24 protein-coding genes are annotated in these 25,257 nt (G+C 36.2%); 16 read left to right on the top strand and 8 right to left on the bottom strand.

Annotation, left to right across the window (positions count from 1 at the left end; all coding sequences use genetic code 11):
• Positions 1-143 precede the first annotated feature (143 nt).
• From TY13_RS13815 to TY13_RS13805, 3 genes are read left to right on the top strand one after another with little or no spacing between them, the layout of a single operon-like run.
• Positions 144-605: a hypothetical protein gene (locus tag TY13_RS13815; protein ID WP_042477137.1), complete on the top strand. Its 462-nt coding sequence runs from the start codon at positions 144-146 to the stop codon at positions 603-605.
• A gap of 13 nt (positions 606-618) precedes the next feature.
• The gene (locus TY13_RS13810) at positions 619-813 is read left to right on the top strand and encodes a hypothetical protein (protein WP_042477133.1); all 195 of its coding nucleotides are present in this window, start codon (positions 619-621) and stop codon (positions 811-813) included.
• 16 nt (positions 814-829) lie between these two features.
• Complete coding sequence (locus TY13_RS13805; RefSeq protein WP_042477130.1) at positions 830-1,432, top strand: alpha/beta hydrolase; 603 nt, start codon at positions 830-832, stop codon at positions 1,430-1,432.
• A 111-nt stretch (positions 1,433-1,543) separates the two neighbouring features.
• Here the strand turns inward: TY13_RS13805 and TY13_RS13800 are convergent, their stop codons facing one another.
• The 4 genes from TY13_RS13800 to TY13_RS13785 form a co-directional block, all read right to left on the bottom strand.
• Positions 1,544-3,655: an MMPL family transporter gene (locus tag TY13_RS13800; RefSeq protein ID WP_042477127.1), complete on the bottom strand. Its 2,112-nt coding sequence runs from the start codon at positions 3,653-3,655 to the stop codon at positions 1,544-1,546.
• A 122-nt stretch (positions 3,656-3,777) separates the two neighbouring features.
• Positions 3,778-4,794, bottom strand: a complete 1,017-nt coding sequence (locus TY13_RS13795; RefSeq protein ID WP_042477123.1) for an inorganic phosphate transporter — start codon at positions 4,792-4,794, stop codon at positions 3,778-3,780.
• A gap of 18 nt (positions 4,795-4,812) precedes the next feature.
• Entirely contained in the window at positions 4,813-5,433 is a 621-nt protein-coding gene (locus TY13_RS13790; protein WP_042477119.1) for a DUF47 domain-containing protein, read from the bottom strand.
• Positions 5,434-5,922: 489 nt separating this feature from the next.
• Positions 5,923-7,083 carry a class I SAM-dependent methyltransferase gene (locus tag TY13_RS13785; RefSeq protein ID WP_042477116.1) on the bottom strand — a complete coding sequence of 387 codons (1,161 nt, stop codon included), beginning with the start codon at positions 7,081-7,083 and terminating at the stop codon, positions 5,923-5,925.
• A 224-nt stretch (positions 7,084-7,307) separates the two neighbouring features.
• On the opposite strand from TY13_RS13785, the gene putP reads away from it, so the two are divergent.
• Both putP and hflX read left to right on the top strand, forming a co-directional pair.
• A complete protein-coding gene (gene putP, locus TY13_RS13780) occupies positions 7,308-8,801 on the top strand; it encodes a sodium/proline symporter PutP (RefSeq protein WP_042477113.1) in 1,494 nt (497 codons plus the stop codon).
• Between the two features lie 158 nt (positions 8,802-8,959).
• The gene (gene hflX / locus TY13_RS13775; RefSeq protein WP_042477780.1) at positions 8,960-10,237 is read left to right on the top strand and encodes a GTPase HflX; all 1,278 of its coding nucleotides are present in this window, start codon (positions 8,960-8,962) and stop codon (positions 10,235-10,237) included.
• A gap of 44 nt (positions 10,238-10,281) precedes the next feature.
• On the opposite strand, the gene TY13_RS13770 is transcribed toward hflX, so the two are convergent.
• A complete protein-coding gene (locus TY13_RS13770; protein WP_042477110.1) occupies positions 10,282-11,616 on the bottom strand; it encodes an MATE family efflux transporter in 1,335 nt (444 codons plus the stop codon).
• A gap of 322 nt (positions 11,617-11,938) precedes the next feature.
• On the opposite strand from TY13_RS13770, the gene TY13_RS13765 reads away from it, so the two are divergent.
• From TY13_RS13765 to TY13_RS13750, 4 genes are all read left to right on the top strand, one after another.
• Positions 11,939-12,760: a MerR family transcriptional regulator gene (locus TY13_RS13765; RefSeq protein ID WP_042477107.1), complete on the top strand. Its 822-nt coding sequence runs from the start codon at positions 11,939-11,941 to the stop codon at positions 12,758-12,760.
• 370 nt (positions 12,761-13,130) lie between these two features.
• Positions 13,131-14,618, top strand: coding sequence for a peptide MFS transporter (locus tag TY13_RS13760; protein ID WP_042477105.1), 1,488 nt, complete (start codon positions 13,131-13,133; stop codon positions 14,616-14,618).
• Between the two features lie 400 nt (positions 14,619-15,018).
• On the top strand, positions 15,019-15,849 hold the full coding sequence (locus TY13_RS13755) for a hypothetical protein (protein ID WP_042477102.1): 831 nt from the start codon (positions 15,019-15,021) through the stop codon (positions 15,847-15,849).
• 111 nt (positions 15,850-15,960) lie between these two features.
• Entirely contained in the window at positions 15,961-16,395 is a 435-nt protein-coding gene (locus TY13_RS13750; protein WP_042477098.1) for a GNAT family N-acetyltransferase, read from the top strand.
• A gap of 127 nt (positions 16,396-16,522) precedes the next feature.
• Here the strand turns inward: TY13_RS13750 and TY13_RS13745 are convergent, their stop codons facing one another.
• Both TY13_RS13745 and TY13_RS13740 read right to left on the bottom strand, forming a co-directional pair.
• On the bottom strand, positions 16,523-17,470 hold the full coding sequence (locus TY13_RS13745; RefSeq protein WP_042477096.1) for a cation diffusion facilitator family transporter: 948 nt from the start codon (positions 17,468-17,470) through the stop codon (positions 16,523-16,525).
• An 11-nt stretch (positions 17,471-17,481) separates the two neighbouring features.
• Complete coding sequence (locus tag TY13_RS13740) at positions 17,482-17,802, bottom strand: ArsR/SmtB family transcription factor (protein ID WP_042477093.1); 321 nt, start codon at positions 17,800-17,802, stop codon at positions 17,482-17,484.
• A 326-nt stretch (positions 17,803-18,128) separates the two neighbouring features.
• Between TY13_RS13740 and TY13_RS13735 the strand changes: the two genes are divergently transcribed.
• From TY13_RS13735 to TY13_RS13710, 6 genes are all read left to right on the top strand, one after another.
• Positions 18,129-19,079: an ABC transporter permease gene (locus tag TY13_RS13735; protein WP_042477090.1), complete on the top strand. Its 951-nt coding sequence runs from the start codon at positions 18,129-18,131 to the stop codon at positions 19,077-19,079.
• Complete coding sequence (locus TY13_RS13730; RefSeq protein ID WP_042477087.1) at positions 19,072-20,025, top strand: iron chelate uptake ABC transporter family permease subunit; 954 nt, start codon at positions 19,072-19,074, stop codon at positions 20,023-20,025. The genes TY13_RS13735 and TY13_RS13730 overlap by 8 nt, the downstream gene beginning before the upstream one ends.
• The gene (locus tag TY13_RS13725; protein WP_042477081.1) at positions 20,022-20,783 is read left to right on the top strand and encodes an iron ABC transporter ATP-binding protein; all 762 of its coding nucleotides are present in this window, start codon (positions 20,022-20,024) and stop codon (positions 20,781-20,783) included. The genes TY13_RS13730 and TY13_RS13725 overlap by 4 nt, the downstream gene beginning before the upstream one ends.
• Positions 20,784-20,803: 20 nt before the next feature.
• Positions 20,804-21,799, top strand: a complete 996-nt coding sequence (locus TY13_RS13720) for a siderophore ABC transporter substrate-binding protein (protein WP_042477078.1) — start codon at positions 20,804-20,806, stop codon at positions 21,797-21,799.
• Position 21,800: 1 nt separating this feature from the next.
• Positions 21,801-22,115, top strand: coding sequence for an antibiotic biosynthesis monooxygenase family protein (locus tag TY13_RS13715; protein ID WP_042477075.1), 315 nt, complete (start codon positions 21,801-21,803; stop codon positions 22,113-22,115).
• 86 nt (positions 22,116-22,201) lie between these two features.
• Positions 22,202-22,942 (top strand): alpha/beta hydrolase, encoded by a 741-nt coding sequence (locus TY13_RS13710; protein WP_230199444.1) that lies wholly within the window; start codon positions 22,202-22,204, stop codon positions 22,940-22,942.
• A 151-nt stretch (positions 22,943-23,093) separates the two neighbouring features.
• On the opposite strand, the gene fumC is transcribed toward TY13_RS13710, so the two are convergent.
• Positions 23,094-24,485, bottom strand: coding sequence for a class II fumarate hydratase (gene fumC, locus TY13_RS13705; protein WP_042477070.1), 1,392 nt, complete (start codon positions 24,483-24,485; stop codon positions 23,094-23,096).
• A 447-nt stretch (positions 24,486-24,932) separates the two neighbouring features.
• Between fumC and TY13_RS13700 the strand changes: the two genes are divergently transcribed.
• Complete coding sequence (locus TY13_RS13700) at positions 24,933-25,253, top strand: antibiotic biosynthesis monooxygenase family protein (RefSeq protein ID WP_052344340.1); 321 nt, start codon at positions 24,933-24,935, stop codon at positions 25,251-25,253.
• The last annotated feature ends 4 nt before the right edge of the window (positions 25,254-25,257 follow it).

The raw sequence follows: 25,257 nt of genomic DNA, 5'->3' as shown, positions 1-25,257 counted from the left end.
GTCGCAAAAGTACAGCCTATTAATACGGGATAAAGTGAAACTTCAATCAGTGGGGGTATCTAGCCCCCGCTGATTGTTAGCTTTCAGCACGGATACATGATACTTTGTATTGGGATAAAATTATTATTAAAAGGAGCATGTTTATGCTAACATTTGAACAAAAACAGGAGATTATTGAAACATTCCCTGAATTAACGAAAAAAGAAATTTCATTAAAGCGTTTAAATTATCACTTTGAAGATAGTTTATATGAAAAGACAATCGTTGTTGAAAAATTACATCCAAATGGCAACGGTTTTGTCTTTGTAGGTGATTTACTTCAATATGAGGATGAGGCGAATGATAAAGGTCTTGTGAATATTCGTGATTATGATGAACAAGCATTACGAGATATAATTGCAGCAGCCATTGTCTATTTATCTGAAGAGGCAGAGGAAGAGCCAATTATGGAGATTTGGCGTTCTCGAGAAGGTACAGCACTTGAGCTTATTTATGAAAACCGCTCATGGGCTGTGTATCATCAAAATAATTTAGAGGAAGCTTTCGGTACACGTGAGGCAGCAGTGGAGTATTTACGAGAAGAAGGATTCAGACCTTCAAAATAAGGAGGAGCCATGAATGGACGGGAAAAAGTTTGCGCTAATTGTTATCGGCTTAATTGTCGCTGCAGCGCTGTTTGTTGTCATTGTAATGCAATTATTTTTTAAATATTATGATCCACCAAAGCAGGATGGTGAGCTAAAAATAAACGATGAGTCAAGTTTGTTGACGCCAGAACAAGCACCGACTATAATTGTCTTGAATTCGAGATAATGAAAGGGTGGATAGCATGCAGCATATTTTTGAGCATGGCACAAATGGACGTACACTATTATTGCTACATGGTACAGGTGGGACAGAGAAAGATTTAATAGGTTTAGGCAAGGAAATTGATGCGAATGCTAATATATTAAGCGTTCGTGGCAATGTTTCAGAAAATGGAATGCCACGCTTTTTCCGTCGAATTGCCGAGGGTGTATTTGATATGGAGGATTTATTATTCCGTACAAAGGAACTGAATGATTTCGTGCAGCAAGCATCAGAGGAATACAAATTTGACCGCAATCAAGTCATTGCAATTGGCTACTCTAATGGAGCGAATATTGCTGGCAGCTTATTGTTCCATCATGAAAATTCATTACGTGCTGCGATTTTGCACCATCCGATGGTACCAAATCGTGATGCACAAATTCCAAGTTTAAACAATGTAGATGTGTGGATTGGTGCTGGGACGAATGATTTTATGTGTCCGTCACAGGAGTCAGAGCAGTTAGAGCAAATGCTACAAGCACATGGTGCAAATGTAGAAACTGCATGGTTTAACCATGGTCATCAGCTAACAATGCCAGAGGTGCAAGCTGCGAAAGCCTGGTATACAGCTATTTTTAAATAAAACAAAGCGCATGAAATCTATTTGATTTCATGCGCTTTTAAAAATGCGTGCTGATTGAAGCTGTTTACGTGCGAAATTTCCATGCTTATGCGCGAATCATAAGTTTCGGCACTACTTTGAGGCATTCGTTTTGCGCTTTGTAAACGGCAGCCACCAGTTCCAATCACCGAATAGCTTCATTAAGCTTGGTACGAGCATTAAGCGTATAACTGTTGCGTCAATGGCAATAGCAATTGCTATACCGACACCGATTTGTTTAACAGGCATTACATCTGTAAAAGCAAAGGCCCCTGTAATAACAATCATAATCAAGGCAGCAGAAGTAATAATTTTACTTGTTGACACAAGTCCATCAACTGTTGCTTTTGTATTATCCGCACCTTTCAAATATTCTTCTTGAATACGCGAAATTAAAAACACTTCATAATCCATGCTTAATCCGAACACTAGACAAAAAACAATAACAGGCATAATAAGTACAACAGTACCTGCCTCTATCCCAAAATGTCCGTATTGGAATATATAGACAATCAGTCCGAATGTTGAAGCGAGCCCAATAATATTCATAATTATTGCTTTTACAGGAATTAAAATGGATCTGAATGCAATCATTAAAATAATAAATGTAGTAATCATTATAATAATTAGAGCAAGCCCAATTTTGCTTGCAATTTCATCGAAAATTTCTTGGTTGAATTTTGGTGCTCCTGCTAATGTGAAGGAAACGCCTAAATCTTTGTCCTTCCATTGGCGTACAAAGTCTTGAGCTTCAGTCGATGAACCACTTGCATCTAAATGCACTGCCATATACATTTTTTTGTCTTGAATAAAATGTGCTTGCAATGCTTGTAATTGTGGGTTAGCACTAGCAGCTTGCCATAATTCAACAGAATCGATTTGAGCCGTAGTAAAAAGCGAATCAACTTTTTTAACAAGCGTTTCATTTTCAAGCTCTTTTTGAATATCAAGTATTTTCGTTAAACCATCCTCATTATCCCAGCCATTAGGGCGTTCTGCTAATAAGTACACAACTGCATCTGCACCGAAATCAAATTCCTTCTCCATTTTGTCAAATGTTGTACGAGATTCATATGCATTTGGTAAAGATTCCTTTGATGGAATTGTTAAATTCATATCTTTCACTGGAATAATTGCAGTACCTAATAAAGTAAGTGCTACAATGATAATAAGCAACGGCTTGCGCATAACGAAGGCAGCAAATGCTTGCCACTTTGTTGTAGTCTGTGTTACGCGTAATAGGCGCCATTTATTTAAGCGATCACCTAATAACATGATTGTTGCTGGTAGTAATGTTAAGCCTGAAATAATTGCTAAAAAGACAACGATAGAGCCACCTAATGCAATATTTTGGAAAATTTCTACTTTGATTACGACCATTGCACCAAGTCCAATTATTACACAGAGCGCTGAAAAAACAATGGAACGACCAGCTGTTTGAATCGCAATTTGGACAGCCTGTTCGACGTTTTTCGTTTGGCGCTCCTCACGGTAACGATTAATAAATAACAGGGCAAAATCAATGCTTAAGGCGAGCCCAAGCATCGGTACGATATTCAATATAAAAATGGATAAATCAAATGTGCCACTGAATAAAGTTAATACACCGAATGACACAATAACTGTTGCGGCTCCAATAATAATTGGTAACAGTGACGCAACGACAGTACCAAAGGCTAATAAGAGAACAATTAATGCAATAGGCAATCCAATTGCCTCAGCCTGCATTAAATCTTTTTGGCTAGCGACATTAATATCCTTTGAAATAGCTGGTTCACCTGTAATTGATATTTGATCGTCATATGCTAAAATGTCACGGATTTCATCCACTACAGGAAAATAATCAGTTACATCATTGCCGAAATGCAGCATTGCATAGGCAAAATCACCTTTGTGCAATTGCTCTACACCGATGGGGGATACGATTTCTTTAATTGTATCGACTTTTTCCAGCTTTTTAAGTGCTGTTGTAATTTCATCATCTGTTTTCTTTTCGAACAGAACAAAAATTGTTTTAGCTGGTAAATCGAATGTATCACTTAATTCCTGCATCGTTCGGCTGTGATCATCTTTCACAAAGAAGCCATCGCCTTGTAGTTTGCTTGGTAGCTGCAAAGCAAAATAGCCCATAACAAGGAAAAAAATAACCCAAATGCTAACGATGGCCTTTGCATGTTTAGTAACGAAAATAGAAAATTTCTGCATAATAGAAACTCCTTTCTTATTTAAGAGTTTACAAGGTTTTTAAGTGTAGTACAATTTTTATAAAAAATAAGAAGCCCTCTTTGATTTTTACTTCGAAAATCAAAGAGGGCTGTTATTTTTATTTAAAAGAAAATATTTAATAAGAAGTAGAAGGCAGCCGCCATTATTGCTGAAATTGGCATCGTAATTACCCATGTAATTACAATTTTACGGGCTGTTCCCCATTTTACATCTCTTACACGTTGCGCAGTACCTACACCCATAATCGCAGAGGAGATAACATGTGTTGTTGAAACTGGTAGGTGTAGCATTGTTGCACTAAAAATAACAGTTGCGGATGATAAGTCAGCCGCCGCCCCGTTAATTGGACGAATTTTCATAATTTTACCGCCAACTGTTTTGATGATTTTATAACCACCAATTGAAGTACCTAGCCCCATTGCAACCGCACAGGCCAAACGCACCCAGCCTTGAACTTCATCAGTTGTTTGAAGACCGCCAGCAATTAAAGCCATCGTAATAATACCCATTGCTTTCTGAGCATCATTTGTACCGTGTGTAAATGCTTGCAATGCGGCTGTACCAATTTGCATTGTTCGGAAGCCTTTGTTTGTTTTATATAGGTTCATGTTTTTAAATAATACTTTAAATAATGACATCATTAAGAAACCAACTGCTAGTGCAATAAACGGCGAGAAAATAAGCGCTTGGATAATTTTAATGAAGCCTGAATAGTTTAAAATATTAAAGCCCGCTGCTGCAATCGCTGCACCAGCGATTGAGCCAATAAGAGTATGTGATGAACTTGATGGAATACCGTAGTACCAAGTTATTAAATTCCATGTAATCGCTGCACATAATGCTGCTAAAATAACGACAGAACCAATCAACGGTGTTTCTGGTGTTGATAAAGAGAACGGATCGACGATATCGCTTGCTATTGCTTTTGCAACACCAACGAATGTAATCGCTCCAATAAAGTTCATAATAGCAGCCATTAATACCGCAGTACGCGGTGGTAGTGCACGGGTTGATACTGAAGTGGCAATGGCATTTGCAGTATCATGGAAGCCGTTAATAAAGTCAAATGCTAGCGCAAAAATAACGACTAAAATTGTAAGGATTAATATTGTTTCCATTAGTTATTTCTCCTGCTTTTACGCGTTGCGCATAATAATTGTTTCAATAGTATTCGCTACATTTTGGCAGTGATCTGCAATTTCTTCTAATTGCTCATAAATATCTTTGAATTTAATTAAACGAATTGGGTCTTTTTCGTTTAAGAATAATTTTTTAATCGATGAGCGTAACACTTCATCACATTGACGTTCATAATCTTTAACTAAAATAGCATGTTGACGCATGCCAACTAAATCTTTTTTGTTTAAAAGTGCCATTGCTTTTACAAGTTCATCTGCACTTTTTACGATATAGCCTAAAAAGTCGCGCATTGAATCATCAATTTCATTTAAAGAGAACATTTCGAAGTGAGCAATACAGCCTTCTGTTCCATCTAAAACATCATCCATACGGATAGCTAATGCTAAAATATCTTCACGCTCAATTGGCGTCATAAATGATTTATTTAACATAACGATTAATTCATGAATTAATTTATCGCCAGCAGTTTCGTATTCCTTCATACGAATGCTAATTTCCTTCAGGTCTGCTACTGTTTCGATACGGTAATCATTTGCATAATGAACAGCTTCTCTCATATTTTCAGCAATTTTATGAAGTGCTGAGAAAAAAGGATCTGATTTTCTTGAACTAAACATGGAATGCCTCCTAAGCATATATGAAAATTTTCTCTTCTAATAATAACAAAAGCTTAACAAAATCAATATAATTTTATTTTTGTATTTACAACTTTTACATTGCTGTAATATTTATTTTGTTCATACTTTATAGATATGCGTTGTCATTATCAGAGGTATACATATAAAATGCTGATATAACAAGGTTGCTGCTCATATTGTATGCAATGCTTACATAGCGTATACAATAAACAAATTTCAATTGTAAAGGCAATGTAAATTCAATATCGAGCAACAGGAGAGGCTTGGCTGCTCTATCTTAAGACAAGAAGGTGGGATTTTCCTGCTGAGTATACAAAAAATGTGTGTTATAACCACCGCAGTAGTGCCTTTTTTACAAATATTTAATATAAAATTTTTGAACAGCCAATCTCGTTCTGATTAACTTAGCTTTAATTAATGAAATATTTTTAAAACAAAATCCTGTGGGATGGGATAGAAATGTTCATTTTACAAATAACTTTGTAGTTCATTTTGTAAAAATGGCTTAGCATTTAAAAATTGAATGAATTCATCATATTTGTCGCGTTCCTCAGCAGTAGGCTTTTTGCCTGTAAAGTAGGCGCGAATTAAAATGTTTTTTGGCGTGTTTTCCATATCGATAAATTCAAGTAGCTGTGCCTCATAACCAACAAGCGATAGTAGCTGTGCTCGGATAGAATCGGTTGCTAATGCAGCAAAGCGCTCACGAATTAAGCCATGTTGAGTCATGATTTCTAGTGCAGGTGACTGTAATTGTCGATTTAGCTCATGTTGACAACAAGGGACACTTAAAATAACGCTAGCTCCCCATTTAACGGCACGTGCAAGTGCCATATCTGTTGCGACATCACAGGCATGTAATGTTACAACCATATCAACAGCCGTTTCATCATTGAAATCTTGAATATCCCCAACTAAAAATTGCAAGCTAGTGTAACCTAAATCTTGTGCAATTTGATTGCATTCCTCAATAACCTCCTTCTTTAAATCAAGTCCAGTAACGTGAATATCCAAATTTTTTACTATTTTTAAATAGTGGTAAAGGGCAAATGTTAAATAAGACTTTCCGGAGCCGAAGTCTAAAATTCGAATTTGGCGGTCTTTTGGTAAATGGTTTAGTGCATCATCAATAAATTCTACAAAGCGGTTAATTTGCTTGAATTTATCATATTTTTGCTTTTTAATAGCACCATTTTCAGCTTGTACACCAAGGCGAACGAGGAATGGGTGTATCACTGTATCATCTAATAAATATTGCTTTTTACGATTGTGCGCTAAGTCAACTTGTTTATTTTCCATTGCTTGTTCGGATTTCCATAATACTTTATTTTTCTTTGAAAGTTGAATATGCACAGTTTGATTAATAAATTGTGCATGGATTTGGCGGAATTGTTCAAGTAATAGTTCAAACTGTGTCATGAATTCTTCTAAAGGAATGTTTTCGTGTTTTAAAATACGTTCGTATTGGTATTCAAGCTGGATAGTATAGACGCCTTTTAGTTCAATCGGCTTTAGCTTTACCCGTTTTATTTCATTTGATTTTAAGCGTGGCTGGCTAATTGTTGCAGCTATTAGTGATTTATCATTTAAAAGTGTTAAAAATTGTTCTTTCATTTGTTGAAATTCCATAGCAATACCTTCTTTATTTATAAAATTGACATCAGTGTATCACAAATATTTGTGTGAAAGCGAAAGATAATGGGTATAACAAGTAATGAATTTAATCTAAAAGAAGTTAGGAGAATTAGTTGAAATACTGCTTGTTTTACAATGAAATACATTATATGTTTATTATAAGACTTTTCTATTGACATTTTCTATTGAAAAGTAATTTTTAAAAGGAGGGAAAAAATATGTCAGATCACGGATTTCAATTATTAGCTATTATTATTTACATGGTAACAATGGTAGTGATCGGATGGTATGCGTATAAGAAAACTTCTAATCTAAACGATTATATGCTTGGTGGACGTGGATTAGGTCCTGCTGTAACCGCACTAAGTGCAGGGGCAGCCGATATGTCAGGTTGGTTGTTAATGGGATTACCTGGTGCAATTTATTTGTCAGGCTTAGTAGAAGCTTGGATAGCAATAGGTCTAACAGTAGGTGCTTATTTAAACTGGTTGATTGTAGCACCGCGTTTACGTGTTTATACACAAGTTTCGAATGATTCAATTACGATTCCAAGTTATTTGGATAATCGCCTACGTGATAATACAAAATTAATTCGTATTGCATCAGGTATTATCATTTTAGTATTCTTTACGTTCTATGTATCATCAGGTATGGTAGCGGGTGGGAAATTTTTCAATAGTTCATTCGGCTATGATTACCATGTAGGCTTGCTTGTTGTTGTAGCTGTAACAGTAGGCTACACGTTATTTGGAGGATTTTTAGCAGTAAGTTACACAGACTTTTTACAAGGTTTAATCATGTTTTTAGCATTAATTTCAGTGCCGTTATTCGGTATTTTTTACACAGGTGGTATTAGTGAAACAATTGAATCGATTAAATCTGTAAACCCGGAGTCATTAAACTTATTTGCATCAACTGCTACTGTAGCGGGGGTTATATCCTCACTAGCATGGGGATTCGGCTATTTTGGTCAACCACACATTATTGTTCGTTTTATGGCGATTAATTCAGTTAAAGAAACAAAAGAAGCACGTCGTATCGGTATCGGCTGGATGATTTTAAGCTTGGCTGGTGCAATAGGAACAGCATTAGTTGGTATTGCTTACTACCAACAAAATGCTGCAACTTTAGGGGAATTAAAGGATGCAGAAACGGTATTTATTGTAATGGGGCAATTATTATTCCACCCATTCATTGCAGGCATTATGCTTGCAGCCATTTTAGCAGCAGTTATGAGTACGATTTCTTCACAATTAATCGTAACATCTTCTGCTCTAATAGAGGATATTTACAAAGCATTATTTAATAAATCAGCAACGGATAAGCATTACGTATTTATGGGACGTTTAGCTGTACTAGTTGTAGCGATTATTGCAGTTATTTTAGCATGGAATCCTGAAAACTCTGTTTTAAAACTAGTTTCATTTGCATGGGCAGGTTTTGGTGCAGCATTCGGACCTATCATTTTACTATCACTTTACTGGCGTAAGCTAACAAATATCGGTGCTTTAGTAGCGATGGTAGCGGGCGCTGTAACAGCTTTCGTATGGGGGAAAATTCCTGCATTATCAAGCGCTCTTTATGAGATTGTACCAGGCTTCTTCGTTTGTTTAATCGTGGCAGTAATTGTATCTCTTGTAACGTACAAAAAAGATCCCCAAATTGAAGCTGAGTTTGAGCAAACACTTGCATTAATGAAAAAAGAAAAATAATAGGAGCTGCTTGGGGGTCAGATGGAAATCTGATTTTCCAACAGCTTTTTATTTGGGAAATAGTTGCTCATAGTCACATTAGTGTTATCTGCACAAGATAATAGCGTTTAATATATTGCTTATGTTAGGATTAGGGCAACTAGGAGGAAGATATGTCGATGAAAGAAATTGAACGCATAGAAGAACGAGGGATATTAGTTGGCGTTAATTTAAAGCATGATGAGCATTTTACGTATTCAATGGAGGAGCTTGCAAATTTAGCAGAGGCTCTTGATGTAGAAGTAGTAGGTAGCGTAACGCAAAATTTAGAGCGTGTCACACCTTCTCACTATGTAGGTACTGGGAAAATTGAAGAAATTAAAGCATTTTATGAGGAAGCAGATGCTAATATTGTTATTTTTAACGATGAGCTATCTCCCTCACAAATTCGTAATTTAGAGCGTGATCTTGAATGTAAAGTAATTGACCGCACAATGCTTATCCTCGATATTTTTAGCCGTCGTGCTAAAACAAAAGAGGCGCAAATGCAAGTAGAGCTGGCGCAATTACAATATATGCTACCACGTTTAGTGGGCCTACATGCTTCACTGTCACGACAAGGTGGTGGCACAGGAGGAGGCTTTAAAAACCGTGGTGCAGGGGAAACAAAGCTAGAGCTTGACCGCCGAAAAATAGAAGATCAAATTGCTAAATTACGTCGTGATTTAGAGCACGCAAAGGCACAACGCGAAACGCAACGTAAGCAACGCCGTAAAAATGCAATACCTGTTGTATCAATTGTTGGTTATACGAATGCTGGTAAATCAACTATTATGAATCAACTATTAGCTAAAGCTGGACAACATGAGGAAAAGCAAGTATTTGAAAAGGATATGCTTTTTGCTACATTAGATACTTCCGTACGAAACATTGAGCTAGAGGATCATAAAGCATTTTTACTAACAGACACAGTTGGATTTGTGAGTAAGCTGCCGCATCATTTAGTAAAGGCCTTTCGTTCAACGCTTGAGGAGGCACGCGAGGCGGATTTATTATTACATGTTGTAGATGTATCAAATGAGGAATATCGTTTTATGATGGATGTTACAAATGCTACATTGAAAGAGGTTGGTGTAGAAGAAATCCCAACGATTTATGTTTATAATAAGTCAGATTTAGCAGGTGTAGAGTACCCATTAATGAGCGGGGATAATTTGTGGATTGCTGCGAAGGAAGGTGTTGGCTTAGACGAGCTTCTAACAATGATTCGCAAGCATATTTTTGCAGATTATGTTACATGTAAAATGCTAATTCCTTATGATGTAGGGGCAGTTGTTTCTTATTTAAATGAGCATGCGACGATTTTTAGCACAGATTATGAGGAGCAAGGTACGTTACTAAACCTTGAGCTAAAGGAAGCAGATTATCGAAAGTATTCGCAATATGTGGCGGAATAATGATGAAAAGCCTATTAGCAAGATTGCTAATAGGCTTCTTTTAGTTATCGGAAAATCGTTTGTCGTCTCGTTGCCATGAAAAAAGTAATTAATAATGCTGTTAAACCTTCTACAACAGGGAATGTCCACCAAATGGCTTGTGCGCCGAAAGCTTGAGGCAATAAAATAAGGATGGGAACAAATAATATCAAGCTACGTAGTAGCATGATTGTTGTTGCAAGGCGAATTTTCTCAATTGATTGGAAAAACTCCGCAAAAACCATATTAACGCCGAGAAATATATAGCCAATTGCAAACTGTGCAAAGCCTTGGGTCGCCATAAATTGTATCTCAGCTGTTCCTTTATTACCGAACATACCCATTAGCTGTGATGGGAACAGCATAGCAATAATAGCTGTTAGTAAGCCCAGAATAATAGCCGTTTTTACACCGATTTTCAATAATGCAGTTAAACGTTTCGTCAGCCTAGCGCCATGATGATAGCTGACTAAAGGTTGTAATGCCATACCAACACCAAAAAATACCATTAATAATACAGCGTGAATATAATTTACCATCGCATAGGCAGTTACACCGCTTGAGCCCAAATGATGTAAGAAAGTGATATTGTAAAGAATAATAATAAATGCCATTGAAGCTTCAACAATAAAGCTTGGGAAACCAATTGTCGCTATTTTTTTCATATCGCTAAGACTAAAGAAATTGCGTACAAATTTCAGCTCAGATTGCTTATTAAAGAAATGCAAGAATAATACAAACATACCAACAATCGTTGAAAGTGCTGTTGCTAAAGCGCAGCCTTTTACACCGTAATTAAGCACGAAAATGAAAATATAGTTAAAAATAATATTCAAGACAGATGTTGTGATAAGCCCCATCATTGCTAGTTTTGGACTACCATCATTACGGATGAAAATACTTAATAAATTTTCAATCGTATAAAACAGGCCAAATAATAAAATGATATGCAAATATTGTTGTACATAAGGATACGTTGTATGGTCAGCTCCGAAAATATAAGCAACTTCTTTTAAATTAAGTAATAGCACAGCAATAATTGCTGTAACGATACCAATCATCATAATAAATGATAGCGTGAACACTTGATGTGCACGCTTTTGATTGCCTTCACCAAGTGAGATTGAGAAGAGCGTAGCGCCACCCATACCGATCCATAGAGAAATAGATAGTAAAATAGAAAAAATAGGAACCGCAATATTTACCCCTGCTAAAGCTGTTGCCCCAACACCTCGGCTAACGAAAATACCGTCGATTAAAATATTGACGGACATTAACAGCATCCCGATCATTGCTGGGTATAAATAAGAGAAAAATAATGGTCTTACGGGTCTTGTTTCGATTGCATTAATAGTAGTCATAGGAAATGACCTCCTTTACAATCGTTTTTTCTCCTTTAATATTTAGCTCTCTATTAAAAATAGCTCTAAATTTACCATACAAACGAACTGCTGTATGGCAATTTGTGGTGGGAATTAATAAGAAATTTTCTTTCGTGAACATAAAATCAAAACCTTTCTATTTTTAAATTAATGTCTAGCGCAGCCTGCTAGATAACCCAGTTCTGGAAGATTCCGTTGAAAGCTGTCAATTGATTGCAAAAAGAGTAATATCAGCGTAATTGATTTCGTAGACAGCTATAATGTAATGTATATAGTAACTATATAGTCAAGGGGGATAAAAATGTTTAATAAAAATGTGAAATATTTTACAACAGGGGAATTCGCTAAAATATGCAAGGTGAATAAGCAAACGTTAATTTACTATGACCAAATCGGCTTACTATCTCCCGTAATAAAGGATGACAAAGGATATCGTTATTATTCCATTGCACAATACGACTTTTTTAGTGTGATAGAGCTTTTAAAAACATTGGGTATGTCTTTAAAAGGTATTCAAAGTTATTTAGCAGAGCAATCACCCGAAACATTTTTAGCTTTAATGCGCCAACAGCAAGAAATTGTAGCTCACAAAAGAAGAGAGCTTGAGTTAATAGAAGGAATTATAAAAGTTAAAATTGCTACGCTTGAAGAGGCTGTTAGTATCAACTTCGACGATATTAAGATAGAGCATTATCCAGAGACGACATATTATTTAAGTAGAAATATAGAAAATGCAACAGAGGAGCAGTTTGTTAAAGGAGTTGCTGATTTTATTGCAGAGCTTGATCGCTCACAGTTGGATACTGGATATCCAATTGGAGGTATGACAAAGAGAGAGCAAGTACTTGCTGGAAATTATACGAATTATAGTCACTTATATATGGAACAGCCTTCACCAATAGAGGGGCATCCATATTTTAAGGCGATTGCAGGGGATTTTCTTGTAGGTTATCACATAGGAACGACAGCTACCTTGCACGAAACTTATGAGAGATTGTTTAAAGTAATGCATAAGGAAGGCTATGAATTGGGACAATACGTGTATGAAGAATATATTTATGATGCAGTTGTCAAAGAGCGGGAAGAGGATTATGTAACAAAAATAATGATGGAAATAAAATGAAGTTTCCTTTGATAGAAACTACCGCTTGTGGCGTTAGACCATAAGGGAGGAATTTTGTAACTTGTGCAAATGTCACCATGTTGAACTGAAATTACTCCGTTAGATGTTGCTGTGCTTGAGTTGGAGGCGAGTTAAATACTTTAAAATGAAGATTGATAAAAATTAAATTATTCTGACAAACATGTTAAATAATAATTTATTTTCAGAAAATGGCGAATATACATTATATAATCAAATTTCTAATAAAAAACATTATACTTGAAAAATAAAATCATATGCTTTATTGTAATAAATTGAAGTTATCTGACGATTTTATCAATACTATTAATGTCAGAAACTTTAGAAACATTAAACGGGAGAAGGCAATTTTATGTATAGCAAAGAAGAAATAGTCAAATCCGTTCCACAGAAAGGTTTCTTTGGACATCCTAAAGGTCTGTTTACATTATTCTTTACAGAGTTTTGGGAGCGCTTCTCATATTATGGAATGCGCGCCATCTTAATCTTTTATATGTACTATGAGTTACATGAAGGTGGACTTGGCTTAGATCGTGTAACAGCGAACTCAATTATGGCGATTTATGGATCGTTAGTTTATATGTCAGGTGTAATTGGTGGTTGGCTTGCTGACCGCGTTTGGGGAACACGTAAAGCAGTATTTTATGGTGGTATTTTAATTATGTTAGGACATATTGTTCTATCGTTCCCTGGTGCTTTAGCAACATTATTTATTTCGATGTTTTTAATCGTAATTGGTACAGGTTTACTTAAGCCAAATGTATCAGCTGTTGTTGGGGATATGTATGCGCCAAACGATGCTCGACGTGATGCTGGGTTCAGTATTTTCGTTATGGGTATTAACATGGGTGCGTTCATTGCACCATTAATTGTTGGTGCTGTATCACAGAAATTGAATTTCCATTACGGCTTTGCGATTGCTGCAATTGGTATGTTCTTTGGTTTGATCATGTTTTGGGTGACTGCTAAGAAAAACTTAGGCTTAGCTGGTAGCGTTCCAACAAACCCTATGAATGCAACAGAGAAGAAAAAAGCAATTCGAAACTTCTTACTTGGTATTATTGTGATTGTAGTGCTTGGGGTTATTGCATATAATACGGGCTACTTAACTGTTAAAACATTTAGTTTGTTAATCACAACTTTAGGTATTTTATTACCGACTGCGTTCTTTATTGTTATGTACCGTAGTCCGAAAACAACTGGGGATGAAAAATCACGTATTCTAGCATATATTCCGCTATTCATTGCAGCAGTTATGTTCTGGGCAATTCAAGAACAAGGCTCAACAATTTTAGCTACATTTGCAGATACACGTACAGATTTAACGGTTGGTAGCTTCGAAATTTCGCCTGCTTGGTTCCAATCTTTAAACCCATTATTTGTTATTATTTTAGCGCCAGCTCTTGCGTGGTTATGGATGAAATGGGGAGACAGAGGACCATCTACACCAATGAAATTTGTCTTTGCGCTATTTTTCGCAGGACTATCATTCTTCGTTATGATTTTCCCATCTGTAATATCAGGCGGTGAGAAATTAGTAAGCCCATGGTGGTTAGTATTATCATTCTTCTTAGTAGTAGTTGGGGAAATGTTATTATCACCAGTTGGTTTATCTGCGACAACAAAACTAGCGCCAGCGGCATTTGCTGCTCAAACGATGTCGCTTTGGTTCTTAACAAGTGCTGCAGCACAAGCAATTAATGCACAGCTTGTCCGCGTTTATGAAGTTGTAAGCGAGGAAGTGTATTTTGGTATGATTGGTGGAGCATCTGTTGTACTAGGATTAATTTTATTAGTACTTACACCACTTATTAAAAAAGCGATGCGCGGTGTAAAATAATTATAGAAAACTATCACATAAATTTTCTGATTTATGTGGTAGTTTTTTTATTTTGATTCTGATGCTGTGCAAACTACCTATGGAATCGAAGAAAATAAAATGTGTATACCCTGGAATAGAATTCAACTTACCTGCTATCTAAATAAATTTTTCTCCTTTATAATAGAAATAAGGGTGACAGATGTTTTTTGTGCGAAAGTGGAGTAGTAGCAGGTATAGAAGACTTTTGCCTTTGGTGACTAGGTGACCGAATAAGAGCACTATATGTGTCTGTAACAACTGAATAACCATTTCCAAAATCTTTGAAGGTAAGCTTAAAAAATTCAATTACGCTAAAGTATATTGAATTAAACCTTTATGTTGCACTTACATAGGTAAAATCAAAGGGGGCCGTGAATGTATGTTAGAATCAGTGAAGGTTAAGCAAGTAGTAGCTTTAGAAGAACTAGAGCAAATCCGCCAACTAGAACAAGCAATTTGTTCTACAGCGACACCGATTTATCAACTTACTGCGTATATTCAAAATGGGGGATTTATACTAGGAGCATATGTAGATGAACAACTAATAGGCTTTAACTACAGCTATGCTGGGTTTGCTGAAGGTGAATATTATTTATATTCACATCTTACGGCTGTCACAAGAAGTTACAGGGAGCAAGGTGTGGCGGAGCTTTTAAAGCTTTACCAAAAGGATTTGGCGCAAGAGTATGGTTATAAAAAATGCAAATGGATTATCGATCCACTAGAGGCAATCCATGGACATGGAAGCTTTGCTAAATTGCGTGGCTACGCTTCAACATATAAAGTGGATACACACGGTCCGCTGGAGGAAAGCTACAATAGCAAAATTCCTTCAGATCGCTTAGTTGTAGAGCGATTATTAAACGACAATGATAATGCGCGCTGGGATGCACAAATAGAGGAGTTACTAGAAGAAGCACAGGAACTTGTAACATGGTCATATACATTGGATGGTTTGCCAATGCTAGATACACAAGCATCATTTGATGCGACATTAAAATATTATAAAGATTCATATTTATTGCCGATACCGCAATATTTTTCAAAAATAAAAGTAGAAAATCCTTCCTTAGCTGAAGATTGGCGCTATAAAACGCGCATAATTTTTGATGTGATGTTTAAGCAAGGCTACGCCATTGTCCATTTAGTAAAGGGGCAGGAGCCGATGCATTTTTATTTACTTGTTAAGAAGGCATTGTTTGCGTTATAAAATGACAGTGAGGTGCAGGTATCTGTCATAACGCAAAATAAATTACGAAAGGCTGCCACAAAGCTATGCGGCAGCCTTTCTATATTAATTTAGAATAGGGGAATTTAAAAAATGATTGAAGTGTGGAAAGATGTGAATACAATTGATGTACTTATGGATATATGGCTTAATACGAATATAGAAGCACATTCATTTATTTCTAGAGAATATTGGGAAGGGAATTATGAGCTAGTGAAGAGCATGTTGCCTACTGCGGATTTGTATATATACAGCCAAGATGAAAAGGTTGTAGGTTTTGCTGGAATTGTCGAAGAGTCCTATATTGCAGGGATTTTTGTACTAAAGGACTACCAATCACAAGGTATTGGAAAGGCATTACTAGATTTTTGCAAAACAAAATATAAGAAGCTAGCTTTAGACGTATACTGCAAAAATGAACAAGCGATAGCATTTTATAAGAGGAATAACTTTATTGTTGCAACACAATCAGTGGATGCCAGTACTAATGAAAAGGAATATCATATGATTTGGAATGGAGAGAAATAAAGGGCGTCTTTGAATAACGAATCTGCGATACGTCCTTTGCGGCGAGTAATCGCAGGAGTAAAATATTTAATATAGAAGCTGAGGCAGTCCGAGAAAGGTATTCCTTTTTTTGACTGCCTCTTTTGTATTAATGATGATGATGATGGTGATCATGCGCAGGTATCGCTTCTAATGTGCAAAGAATTTCCTCATCGTGGGTATGGTTTGTCGGTTCAACTTGCAATGTTACATGGTGAATCCCTTTATGTTGTAGCAAATGCTCGATTTCATGTGCAATTTTATTGCTTTCGGCGACAGTTAGTTGTTCATCAACTACTATATGGCAAGAAAATGCATGTAAACCGCTTGTAATTGTCCAAGCGTGTACATCATGAATACCTTTAACACCTTCTATTTTGGAAATAGCTTGAACTGCCTCGTCGATATTTATATCTGCTGGCGTCCCCTCCATTAGCACATGGATAGCTTTCTTTGCTACAAAATAGCCGCTGCGTAATACAAGAGCAGCTACAATCACACTCGCTAATGGGTCAGCCCAGCCCCAGCCAAAAAACATTATTAATAATGCGGCTGCAATAGCACCAATAGAACCAAGCATATCACCAAGAACATGTAAATAGGCGCCTCTCATATTCAAATTCTCTTCTGTGTCAGATCCACGCATCATAATCCATGCAACTAAAATATTGACAGCAAGCCCGATTGAGCTAATAATCAGCATTCCCACTGTAGCTACTTCTGGCGGATTAATAAAGCGTTCAATGGATTCGTAAAAGATGATAAGTGCAATGACAATTAATGTAGCACCGTTAAGTAGTGCTGCCAAAACTTCAAAGCGTTTATAGCCAAATGTTTTATTATATGTGACAGCCTTTTCTCCAAGCTTAAAAGCGATCAATGCTATGGCTAAGGAAATAGAATCACTTAACATATGCCCAGCATCTGATAATAGAGCAAGGCTTTTCGTCATAACGCCACCTACTGCTTCTATGAGCATATATGAAGTAATAATCAAAAAAGAAATAAGCAATATTTTTTTATTATTGCTATGTGAATGATTATGGTCGTGTGCCATCTAAACCCCTCCTAATGTGCAGCATGCTCTATTGCTTGCTGTAATAAATTCATAATATGGTCATCATCTTTTGTATAGTAAAGTGTTGTGCCTTCTCGTCGAAATTTTACTAATCGTAAATTTTTTAAAAAGCGTAGCTGGTGAGATATCGTCGATTGACTTAAATCTAATGTTTCTGCAATATTATTCACAGAATGTTCACCAGAGCAGAGTAAATTTAAAATGCGAATTCTTGTTGGATCACTTAGTGCTTTAAATGTTTGGGATACAACGAATAAAGTTTCTTCATCAAGACACTTATAATGCGGTTGTTGTTCGTTGTTGTTTGTCATTTATGTGCACCTCCTATATTTATATATGAGCATCTGTTCATATAATAATATATAGTATGCTATGTAATTATGTCAACGTTTTTTCTTATTTTCATTGTATTCTCAGTAAAATTCTCAATTAGCGGTTGACTATTGAGAAAAAGGTGCTTATAATGGGGACTGTTGGTAATGATAATTGTTCTCAACAAATTATTATCAATAGGTCTCAGCATAATTGTGTTATGGATTTTGTCATTCTCATTTACAAGAGGCTTTATCTTGATTCAGAAAGAATATAAACATCAGCTAGATCAAGATAGACAATAATGAATCTACCGGGGATTGTTATGAAAATAAGATATCTTTTAACTGCAACAATAGTGTTGTCAATAGTGTCGCTTTTTATTGGTGTTATCAATATTAAGCCATCCGATTTACTTGACTTCCAATCTGAGGAAACAAGATTATTTTTTATAAGCCGTATACCTAGACTTGTCGCTATTTTGCTAGCAGGCGCGGGGATGAGTATTGCGGGCTTAATTATGCAGAGCTTAAGTCGTAATAAGTTTGTGTCACCAACAACAGCTGGTACACTCGATGCGACACGACTTGGTGTGTTAATTTCGATGATGATATTTGCTAACGCAACATACTTGCAAAAAATATCATTTGCCTTCATATTTGCATTGATTGGCACACTATTATTTATGCAAATATTAAATCGCATCAAGTTTAAAGACGCAATTTTCATTCCATTAATTGGCTTAATGTTTGGTAATATTTTATCTTCTATTACTACGTTCTTCGCATATAAGGCGAATATCATACAAAACATGTCAGCTTGGTTACAGGGAAATTTTGCTTTAATCATGAAAGGTCGTTATGAGCTTTTATACATAAGTGTACCAGTGTTAATTATTGCTTACATTTATGCGAACCGCTTCACAGTAGCGGGGATGGGAGAGGACTTTGCCAAAAACCTTGGTCTATCCTATAAATTTGTTGTTAATTTAGGCTTAGTGCTAGTAGCTCTTATTTCAACAACAGTTGTACTAACAGTCGGTGTAATTCCGTTCCTTGGGCTGATTATCCCGAATATGGTGTCTTTATTTAAAGGAGATAATTTGGCGAAAACATTACCACATACAGCGCTACTAGGGATGGCATTTCTATTAGTGTGTGATATTTTAGGACGCGTAATTATTTTCCCTTATGAAATTCCGATTAGTATGACGGTTGGTGTGATTGGCAGTGCAATCTTCCTCATAATGTTATTTAGGGGGAAAGCATATGCGTAATCGTACAAAAATGTTACTTTTATTAGGCTTAGCAATTCTATGTGTGGCCCTTTATGTGTTTTACCAATTGAATGGGAACTATCACTATGCGTTTCCACGTCGTCTTGTGAAAGTATGCGCTATGGTTTTAACAGGTGTCGCAATTGCATATTCAACTGTTGTATTCCAAACAATCACACATAACCGTATTTTAACACCGAGTGTAATGGGGCTAGATGCATTATATATGCTAGTGCAAACGATAATTTATTTCGTCTTTGGTTCCGTTTCAATTTTCGTGTTAAATGCGTATGTCAATTTTTTAACGGCTACAGCAGCGATGATACTATTTGCGATGATATTCTATCGCGTACTATTTAAAGAAGGCAAACGTCCGATTTACTTTTTATTATTAGTAGGTATGATTGTTGGAACATTTTTAGGAAGCGTTACAACATTCATGCAGGTTTTGATTGATCCTAATGAGTTTTTAAACTTACAAAGCAAAATGTTTGCCAGCTTCAACAATGTCAATACGAACTTAGTATGGCTAGCGGGTGTCATTATTTTGCTAACGTTTATTTATGGCTGGCGCTATATGAGACAGCTAGATGTTATGTCTCTAGGACGCGATACAGCGCTTAATTTAGGTGTACCGTATGATAAGCTTGTACAACGTATGTTGATTATTTCTTCTATATTAATTGCAGTTTCAACTGCGCTTGTAGGACCTATCACTTTCTTCGGTTTAATTGTAGCAAATTTGTCTTATCAATATTTCAATACGTATAAGCATTCGATATTAATTGTAGGTTCTTGTTTAATGAGTGTTGTTGCTTTGGTTGGTGGACAGTGGTTTGTAGAGCGCGTTTTTAACTTTACTACAACCCTAAGTGTGATTATTAACTTTATAGGTGGAGTATACTTCATTTACCTATTATTAAAAGAAAGTAGGTCTGCAGGATGATTCAAGTAAAGGAAATTACGAAATACTTTGGGAAGAAGCCAGTTGTACAAGATGTGAGCATCGATATCGTACCACAAAAAATTACATCGTTTATCGGTCCGAATGGTGCGGGTAAATCAACACTGCTATCAATGGTTAGCCGTTTAATGAATGCCGATACTGGTGAAGTGCTACTTGATAAATCAGATGTACGTCGTTGGAAATCAGAGGAATTTGCAAAGCGCGTATCTATTTTAAAGCAGTCCAACTTCATGAATGTTCGTTTAACAATTCGTGAATTAGTAGGTTTTGGACGTTTTCCGTATTCGAAAGGGCATTTAAAGCCTGAGGATGAAGTGAAAATTGACGAGGCTATTGAATATATGAATTTAGAAGACATTCAGCATAATTATTTAGATGAACTGTCTGGTGGTCAACGACAACGTGCATTCATCGCAATGGTAATTGCGCAGGATACAGAGTATATTTTGTTAGACGAACCTTTAAATAATTTGGATATGAAGCACTCTGTGCAAATAATGAAAATTTTGCGTAAGCTAGTAGACGAACTAGGAAAAACAGTAATTATCGTCCTGCATGATATTAACTTTGCTTCTGTATACTCAGATTACATCGTCGCATTAAAAAATGGACGTGTTGTCAAAAATGGTCCAACACAGGATATTATTAATTCAATTGCATTAAAAGAAATTTATGATATGGACATCCCCGTTCAAGAACAAAACGGTTGTCGCATTTGCGTATATTTTAATTCTTAAAAATAAGGGAGTATTTTAATATGAAAAACTGGAAATTAATCACTTTATTAATGGCAATGATGCTATTAGTATTAGCAGCTTGTGGTTCAAAAGATAAGGAAGAGGAATCAACTTCAACAAATGGTGAAGGTCAGCAAACAGGATACTCAGTTACAATCCCAGGTAGTACAGTAGAAGGTCGCGATGGTAACACAACATTCAAGGAAGTAACACTTGATAAAAAACCTGAGAAAGTTGTTGTTTTCGATAACGGTTTCCTTGATACATTAGATGCTTTAGGTGTGGAAGTAACAGGAGTAGTTCAAGGCTCTATGCCAAAATACTTAAGCAAGTTTGAAGATGCTAAATATGTTAATGCAGGTACTTTATTCGAGCCAGACTACGAAAAATTATCTGAAATTAACCCAGATATTATTTTCATCTCTGGTCGTGCAGCAGCAGCGTATGATGAATTATCTAAAATTGCACCAACTGTTTATGTAGGTGTAGATAACAAAAACTTCTTACAATCATTTAAAACAAATGTTGAATTAGCAGGTAAAATTTTCGATAAAGAAAAAGAAGCAGCAGATGCATTTGCAGCATATGAAGCAAAAGTAGAAGAAGTAAAAGCAGTAACAGCTGCTTCAGAAGAAAAAGCATTAGTAGTTTTAGGTAGTGAAGGCGCGTTATCTGCTTATGGTAGTGGCTCACGTTTTGGTGTAGTGCATGATGTATTTGGTGCAAAAGCTGCTGACGAAAACATTGAAGCTTCAACACATGGTATGGATGCATCATTTGAATATGTACTTGATGTAAACCCAGATATTTTATTCGTAGTTGACCGTGATGCAGTTGTAAATGAAAACGGCGAATCAGGTACTAAAGATGCGATTGAGAATGAAATCGTTGGTGGTACTAATGCTGTGAAGAACGGTAAAGTATTCTACTTAAACCCTGAAACTTGGTACTTATCAGGTGGCGGTTTACAATCAGAAACATCAAAAGCTGATGACATTTTAAAGGGATATAAATAATTTGTTTGTACAAATTAAACGTATTGTTGTCACTGAAGGAAATTCGGATAAGATTGTAGAACGCTTTGGTGCTAAGCCAGGAGAGCCTTCTTTACTTGAAAAGCAACCAGGCTTTGTAGATAAGCAGGTACTAGTAAAAAAAGTCCGTCGCGGTGATGAAGAAGTGCTAATAATGGTTCGTTGGGAATCAGAAGAAGCGTGGAAAAACTGGGAGAAGAGCCCTGAGCATATCGCTGGTCATAAAGCGAATGCAGGCAAGCCTAAACCAGAGTTTGTTATTGAAAGTGGACAAGAAGTTTACTATGTAAAAGGTTAAAGAAAAAGGGGTGTCTGAACAGACGCCCCTTTTTGAATAGTCTGGGGTTTATGATTCGTCGACAAGGCTAGAAAAGGAGAGATATGATGACATTTGATATTACATCGACTTACACAAATTATACGTATAATATTAGCATGTATGTTCCTGAGATGGATGCGCCAGAAAAGGGCTTTCCAGTTATTTATGTGCTAGATGGCTCTGCCTATTTTGAATTTGTAAAGGAAATTGTACGTTTGCAAAGTCAAAACGTTGTGAGAACGAGAATTACACCATCTATTGTGGTGGGGGTTGGTCATGGCGAGGATATGCGTGTACGTAGATTTTATGATTTTACAGCACCAGCAGAAAACTATTATTATCCAGAGAAGTTTCGTGGCAATAGTGACAGACAGCATGGGGGCGCCGCAAAATTCAGCTGTTTTTTAGAGGAGGAGCTAAAGCCAGCTATACAAGAAAATTACCTTATTAATACGAACGAACAAACTTTATTTGGTCATTCATTAGCTGGTTATTTTGCACTTTGGCAGCTATTTAATGCGCCAGCAAGCTTTAATAAGTACGCCGCTATTAGCCCGTCAATTTGGTGGAATAATCACGAATTACAACAATATGCAAAGGTTTATTTAAAGAATCATAACAAAATAGAATCGTCATTATTTATTGGTGTTGGAGAGCTTGAAGAAAGCATGGTAGACGATGCACAGGATATGGCTCAGCAATTAAGTGCAGCAATGGATACATCCTTCTATATCACTCCTGATGAAAATCACAGCTCTGTAGTGCCGACAATATTGAGCAGGGCATTACGCTTTGTGAATAAATAATAAAGCGCCTGAAATCAAGGTATTTTATCTTGGTTTCAAGCGCTTTTATTTTTAAAAATTAAACCGCGTGCGAAAGGAGGCTTTTTATGTGCGAATTTGGAGTCTTCGCGTGCGAAATACAATCCCTTACGTGCGAATTATTACCTTCACCCTATTTCACATTTGGATAAATCATTGTTTTTGGGTCAACATATTGATTAAATTGTTCTTCTGTTAATAAGCCAGTTGCAATGGCAGCTTCTTTTAATGTAGTGCCTTCTTTATGTGCTTTTTTCGCGATTTTTGCGGCATTTTCATAGCCAATATAAGGGTTTAATGCAGTTACAAGCATTAAAGAATTTTCTAAATTATGCTGCAGTACATCCAAGTTAGGCTCAATGCCATTTGCACAATGATCATTAAAGGATTTCATTGCATCAGCTAGTAGCTGTGTAGATTGTAGGAAATTATATAAAATTACCGGCTTAAATACATTTAGTTCAAAGTTCCCTTGTGAAGCAGCAAAAGCAATTGTTGCATCATTACCAACAACTTGTGTTACGACCATTGTTAATGCCTCGCTTTGTGTAGGGTTTACCTTACCAGGCATAATCGATGAGCCTGGCTCGTTTTCGGGTATTGTTATTTCTCCAATACCTGAGCGTGGTCCGCTTGCTAGCCAACGAACATCATTTGCGATTTTCATTAAATCAACAGCTAATGCTTTTAATGCCCCATGCGCTACAACAGCCTCATCATGACTTGTTAAAGCATGGAATTTATTTGCTGCAGATGTAAATGCCTTACTTGTTAATTGGCTAATTTCTGCTGCTACACGCTCACCAAATTCAGGGTGTGCATTAATACCTGTACCAACTGCTGTACCCCCGATAGCTAGTTCTTTCATATACTGAATATTATGCTGGATCATTTGCTCTGATTTTTCAAGCATTGCTACCCAGCCACTAATTTCCTGGCCTAATGTTAAAGGTGTAGCATCTTGAAGATGGGTACGTCCAATTTTAATAATATTTTTAAACTGCTCAGCTTTATTTGCAAGTGTTGTCTTTAAAAGGTGTAATCGAGGTAGTAAATAGTCCTCTACTTTTAAAACAGCCGCAATATGTAGTGCTGTAGGGAAAGTGTCATTCGAGCTTTGCGATTTATTAACGTCGTCATTTGGGTGAATAATTGCCTCATCGCCAATCTCCTGTAGAAGTTGATTTGCTCGATTGGCAATAACCTCATTGACGTTCATATTGGTTTGTGTACCACTACCTGTTTGCCATACAACAAGAGGGAAATGGTCATCCCATTGACCATTTAAAATTTCATCAGTAACTTGTCGAATTGTTCGTGCCTTTAAAGGGGATAGCTTACCAAGATGCTCATTAACAGTAGCTGCGCTTTTTTTCAAAATAGCCATCGCTTGAATAAGCTCGATTGGCATATGCTCTATACCGATTTGGAAGTTCTCTTTACTGCGCTGTGTTTGTGCCCCCCATAATTTATTGACAGGTACTTTAATTTCACCCATCGTATCTTTTTCAATACGGTAGTCCATTTGAAACAGCTCCTTAGAAAGTAGTGTAATATTAATTATTCTTTTCCCTATTATTATGTGAAGAAACATCTTTTTTTAATTCATGAAGATGAAAGGGAATAGAGACAAAATCTTTTAAATGCCGCAGACTTTTTGGTAGTTATTTAAAGATGATATATCAAAAAAACATCAATATGATAATGATTATCATTATCGATAAATTCATTTTAATTAATAATATCTGAAAAAACAATATTAATGCCTTGTGTAGGTGACTAAAAAATAAAAATATTTTTTGAGGCAATAAAAAGCGTTGAAACATCTTATTTTTCTTAGCATAATAAGTGATGGAACACATGGAGGGTGAATTAGCTCAATATAGTGACGGAAGTCAATTTGTGAGTATATGTTAATATATAGCGCTATTTCTATAACGATATGAAATGGTTTTGAAAAGGGGGTATGAAAATGTTTGTTCAAATGAAGCATTTTATTGTCGTGGCAGGTAATTCATATAAAGTAATAGATCGCTTTGTACGTGGGCGTAATGAAGGCCCATCGAGTATGGAGCAGCAACAAGGTTTTTTGAGTCGGGAATTATATGTAAAGAAAAAGGATGTAAGCAGGGAGGAAGTTGTCGTATTGACTTATTGGGCTTCTGAGGTACAATGGGAAAATTACGATAAAGGTCTTCCATTGAATGATAAACCGAGATTTGAGCAAGCTGAATTTGAGCAATTAGACTATATTCTTGAATGCTCCTATACAAACTATCGAATTTTAAAATGAAATA

The organism is Bacillus ndiopicus, assembly GCF_000612805.1.
Taxonomy (GTDB): domain Bacteria; phylum Bacillota; class Bacilli; order Bacillales_A; family Planococcaceae; genus Metasolibacillus; species Metasolibacillus ndiopicus.
Note: the sequence above shows the minus strand (reverse complement) of the source record. Positions and strands in the feature narration are given on the sequence as shown.

Excerpts from the sequence above, each read along its gene's own strand:
- TY13_RS13815 (WP_042477137.1), top strand. The coding sequence starts at position 144 with ATGCTAACATTTGAACAAAAACAGGAGATTATTGAAACATTCCCTGAA.
- TY13_RS13810 (WP_042477133.1), top strand. The coding sequence starts at position 619 with ATGGACGGGAAAAAGTTTGCGCTAATTGTTATCGGCTTAATTGTCGCT.
- TY13_RS13805 (WP_042477130.1), top strand. The coding sequence starts at position 830 with ATGCAGCATATTTTTGAGCATGGCACAAATGGACGTACACTATTATTG.
- TY13_RS13800 (WP_042477127.1), bottom strand. The coding sequence starts at position 3,655 with ATGCAGAAATTTTCTATTTTCGTTACTAAACATGCAAAGGCCATCGTT.
- TY13_RS13795 (WP_042477123.1), bottom strand. The coding sequence starts at position 4,794 with ATGGAAACAATATTAATCCTTACAATTTTAGTCGTTATTTTTGCGCTA.
- TY13_RS13790 (WP_042477119.1), bottom strand. The coding sequence starts at position 5,433 with ATGTTTAGTTCAAGAAAATCAGATCCTTTTTTCTCAGCACTTCATAAA.
- TY13_RS13785 (WP_042477116.1), bottom strand. The coding sequence starts at position 7,083 with ATGGAATTTCAACAAATGAAAGAACAATTTTTAACACTTTTAAATGAT.
- putP (WP_042477113.1), top strand. The coding sequence starts at position 7,308 with ATGTCAGATCACGGATTTCAATTATTAGCTATTATTATTTACATGGTA.
- hflX (WP_042477780.1), top strand. The coding sequence starts at position 8,960 with ATGAAAGAAATTGAACGCATAGAAGAACGAGGGATATTAGTTGGCGTT.
- TY13_RS13770 (WP_042477110.1), bottom strand. The coding sequence starts at position 11,616 with ATGACTACTATTAATGCAATCGAAACAAGACCCGTAAGACCATTATTT.
- TY13_RS13765 (WP_042477107.1), top strand. The coding sequence starts at position 11,939 with ATGTTTAATAAAAATGTGAAATATTTTACAACAGGGGAATTCGCTAAA.
- TY13_RS13760 (WP_042477105.1), top strand. The coding sequence starts at position 13,131 with ATGTATAGCAAAGAAGAAATAGTCAAATCCGTTCCACAGAAAGGTTTC.
- TY13_RS13755 (WP_042477102.1), top strand. The coding sequence starts at position 15,019 with ATGTTAGAATCAGTGAAGGTTAAGCAAGTAGTAGCTTTAGAAGAACTA.
- TY13_RS13750 (WP_042477098.1), top strand. The coding sequence starts at position 15,961 with ATGATTGAAGTGTGGAAAGATGTGAATACAATTGATGTACTTATGGAT.
- TY13_RS13745 (WP_042477096.1), bottom strand. The coding sequence starts at position 17,470 with ATGGCACACGACCATAATCATTCACATAGCAATAATAAAAAAATATTG.
- TY13_RS13740 (WP_042477093.1), bottom strand. The coding sequence starts at position 17,802 with ATGACAAACAACAACGAACAACAACCGCATTATAAGTGTCTTGATGAA.
- TY13_RS13735 (WP_042477090.1), top strand. The coding sequence starts at position 18,129 with ATGAAAATAAGATATCTTTTAACTGCAACAATAGTGTTGTCAATAGTG.
- TY13_RS13730 (WP_042477087.1), top strand. The coding sequence starts at position 19,072 with ATGCGTAATCGTACAAAAATGTTACTTTTATTAGGCTTAGCAATTCTA.
- TY13_RS13725 (WP_042477081.1), top strand. The coding sequence starts at position 20,022 with ATGATTCAAGTAAAGGAAATTACGAAATACTTTGGGAAGAAGCCAGTT.
- TY13_RS13720 (WP_042477078.1), top strand. The coding sequence starts at position 20,804 with ATGAAAAACTGGAAATTAATCACTTTATTAATGGCAATGATGCTATTA.
- TY13_RS13710 (WP_230199444.1), top strand. The coding sequence starts at position 22,202 with ATGACATTTGATATTACATCGACTTACACAAATTATACGTATAATATT.
- fumC (WP_042477070.1), bottom strand. The coding sequence starts at position 24,485 with ATGGACTACCGTATTGAAAAAGATACGATGGGTGAAATTAAAGTACCT.
- TY13_RS13700 (WP_052344340.1), top strand. The coding sequence starts at position 24,933 with ATGTTTGTTCAAATGAAGCATTTTATTGTCGTGGCAGGTAATTCATAT.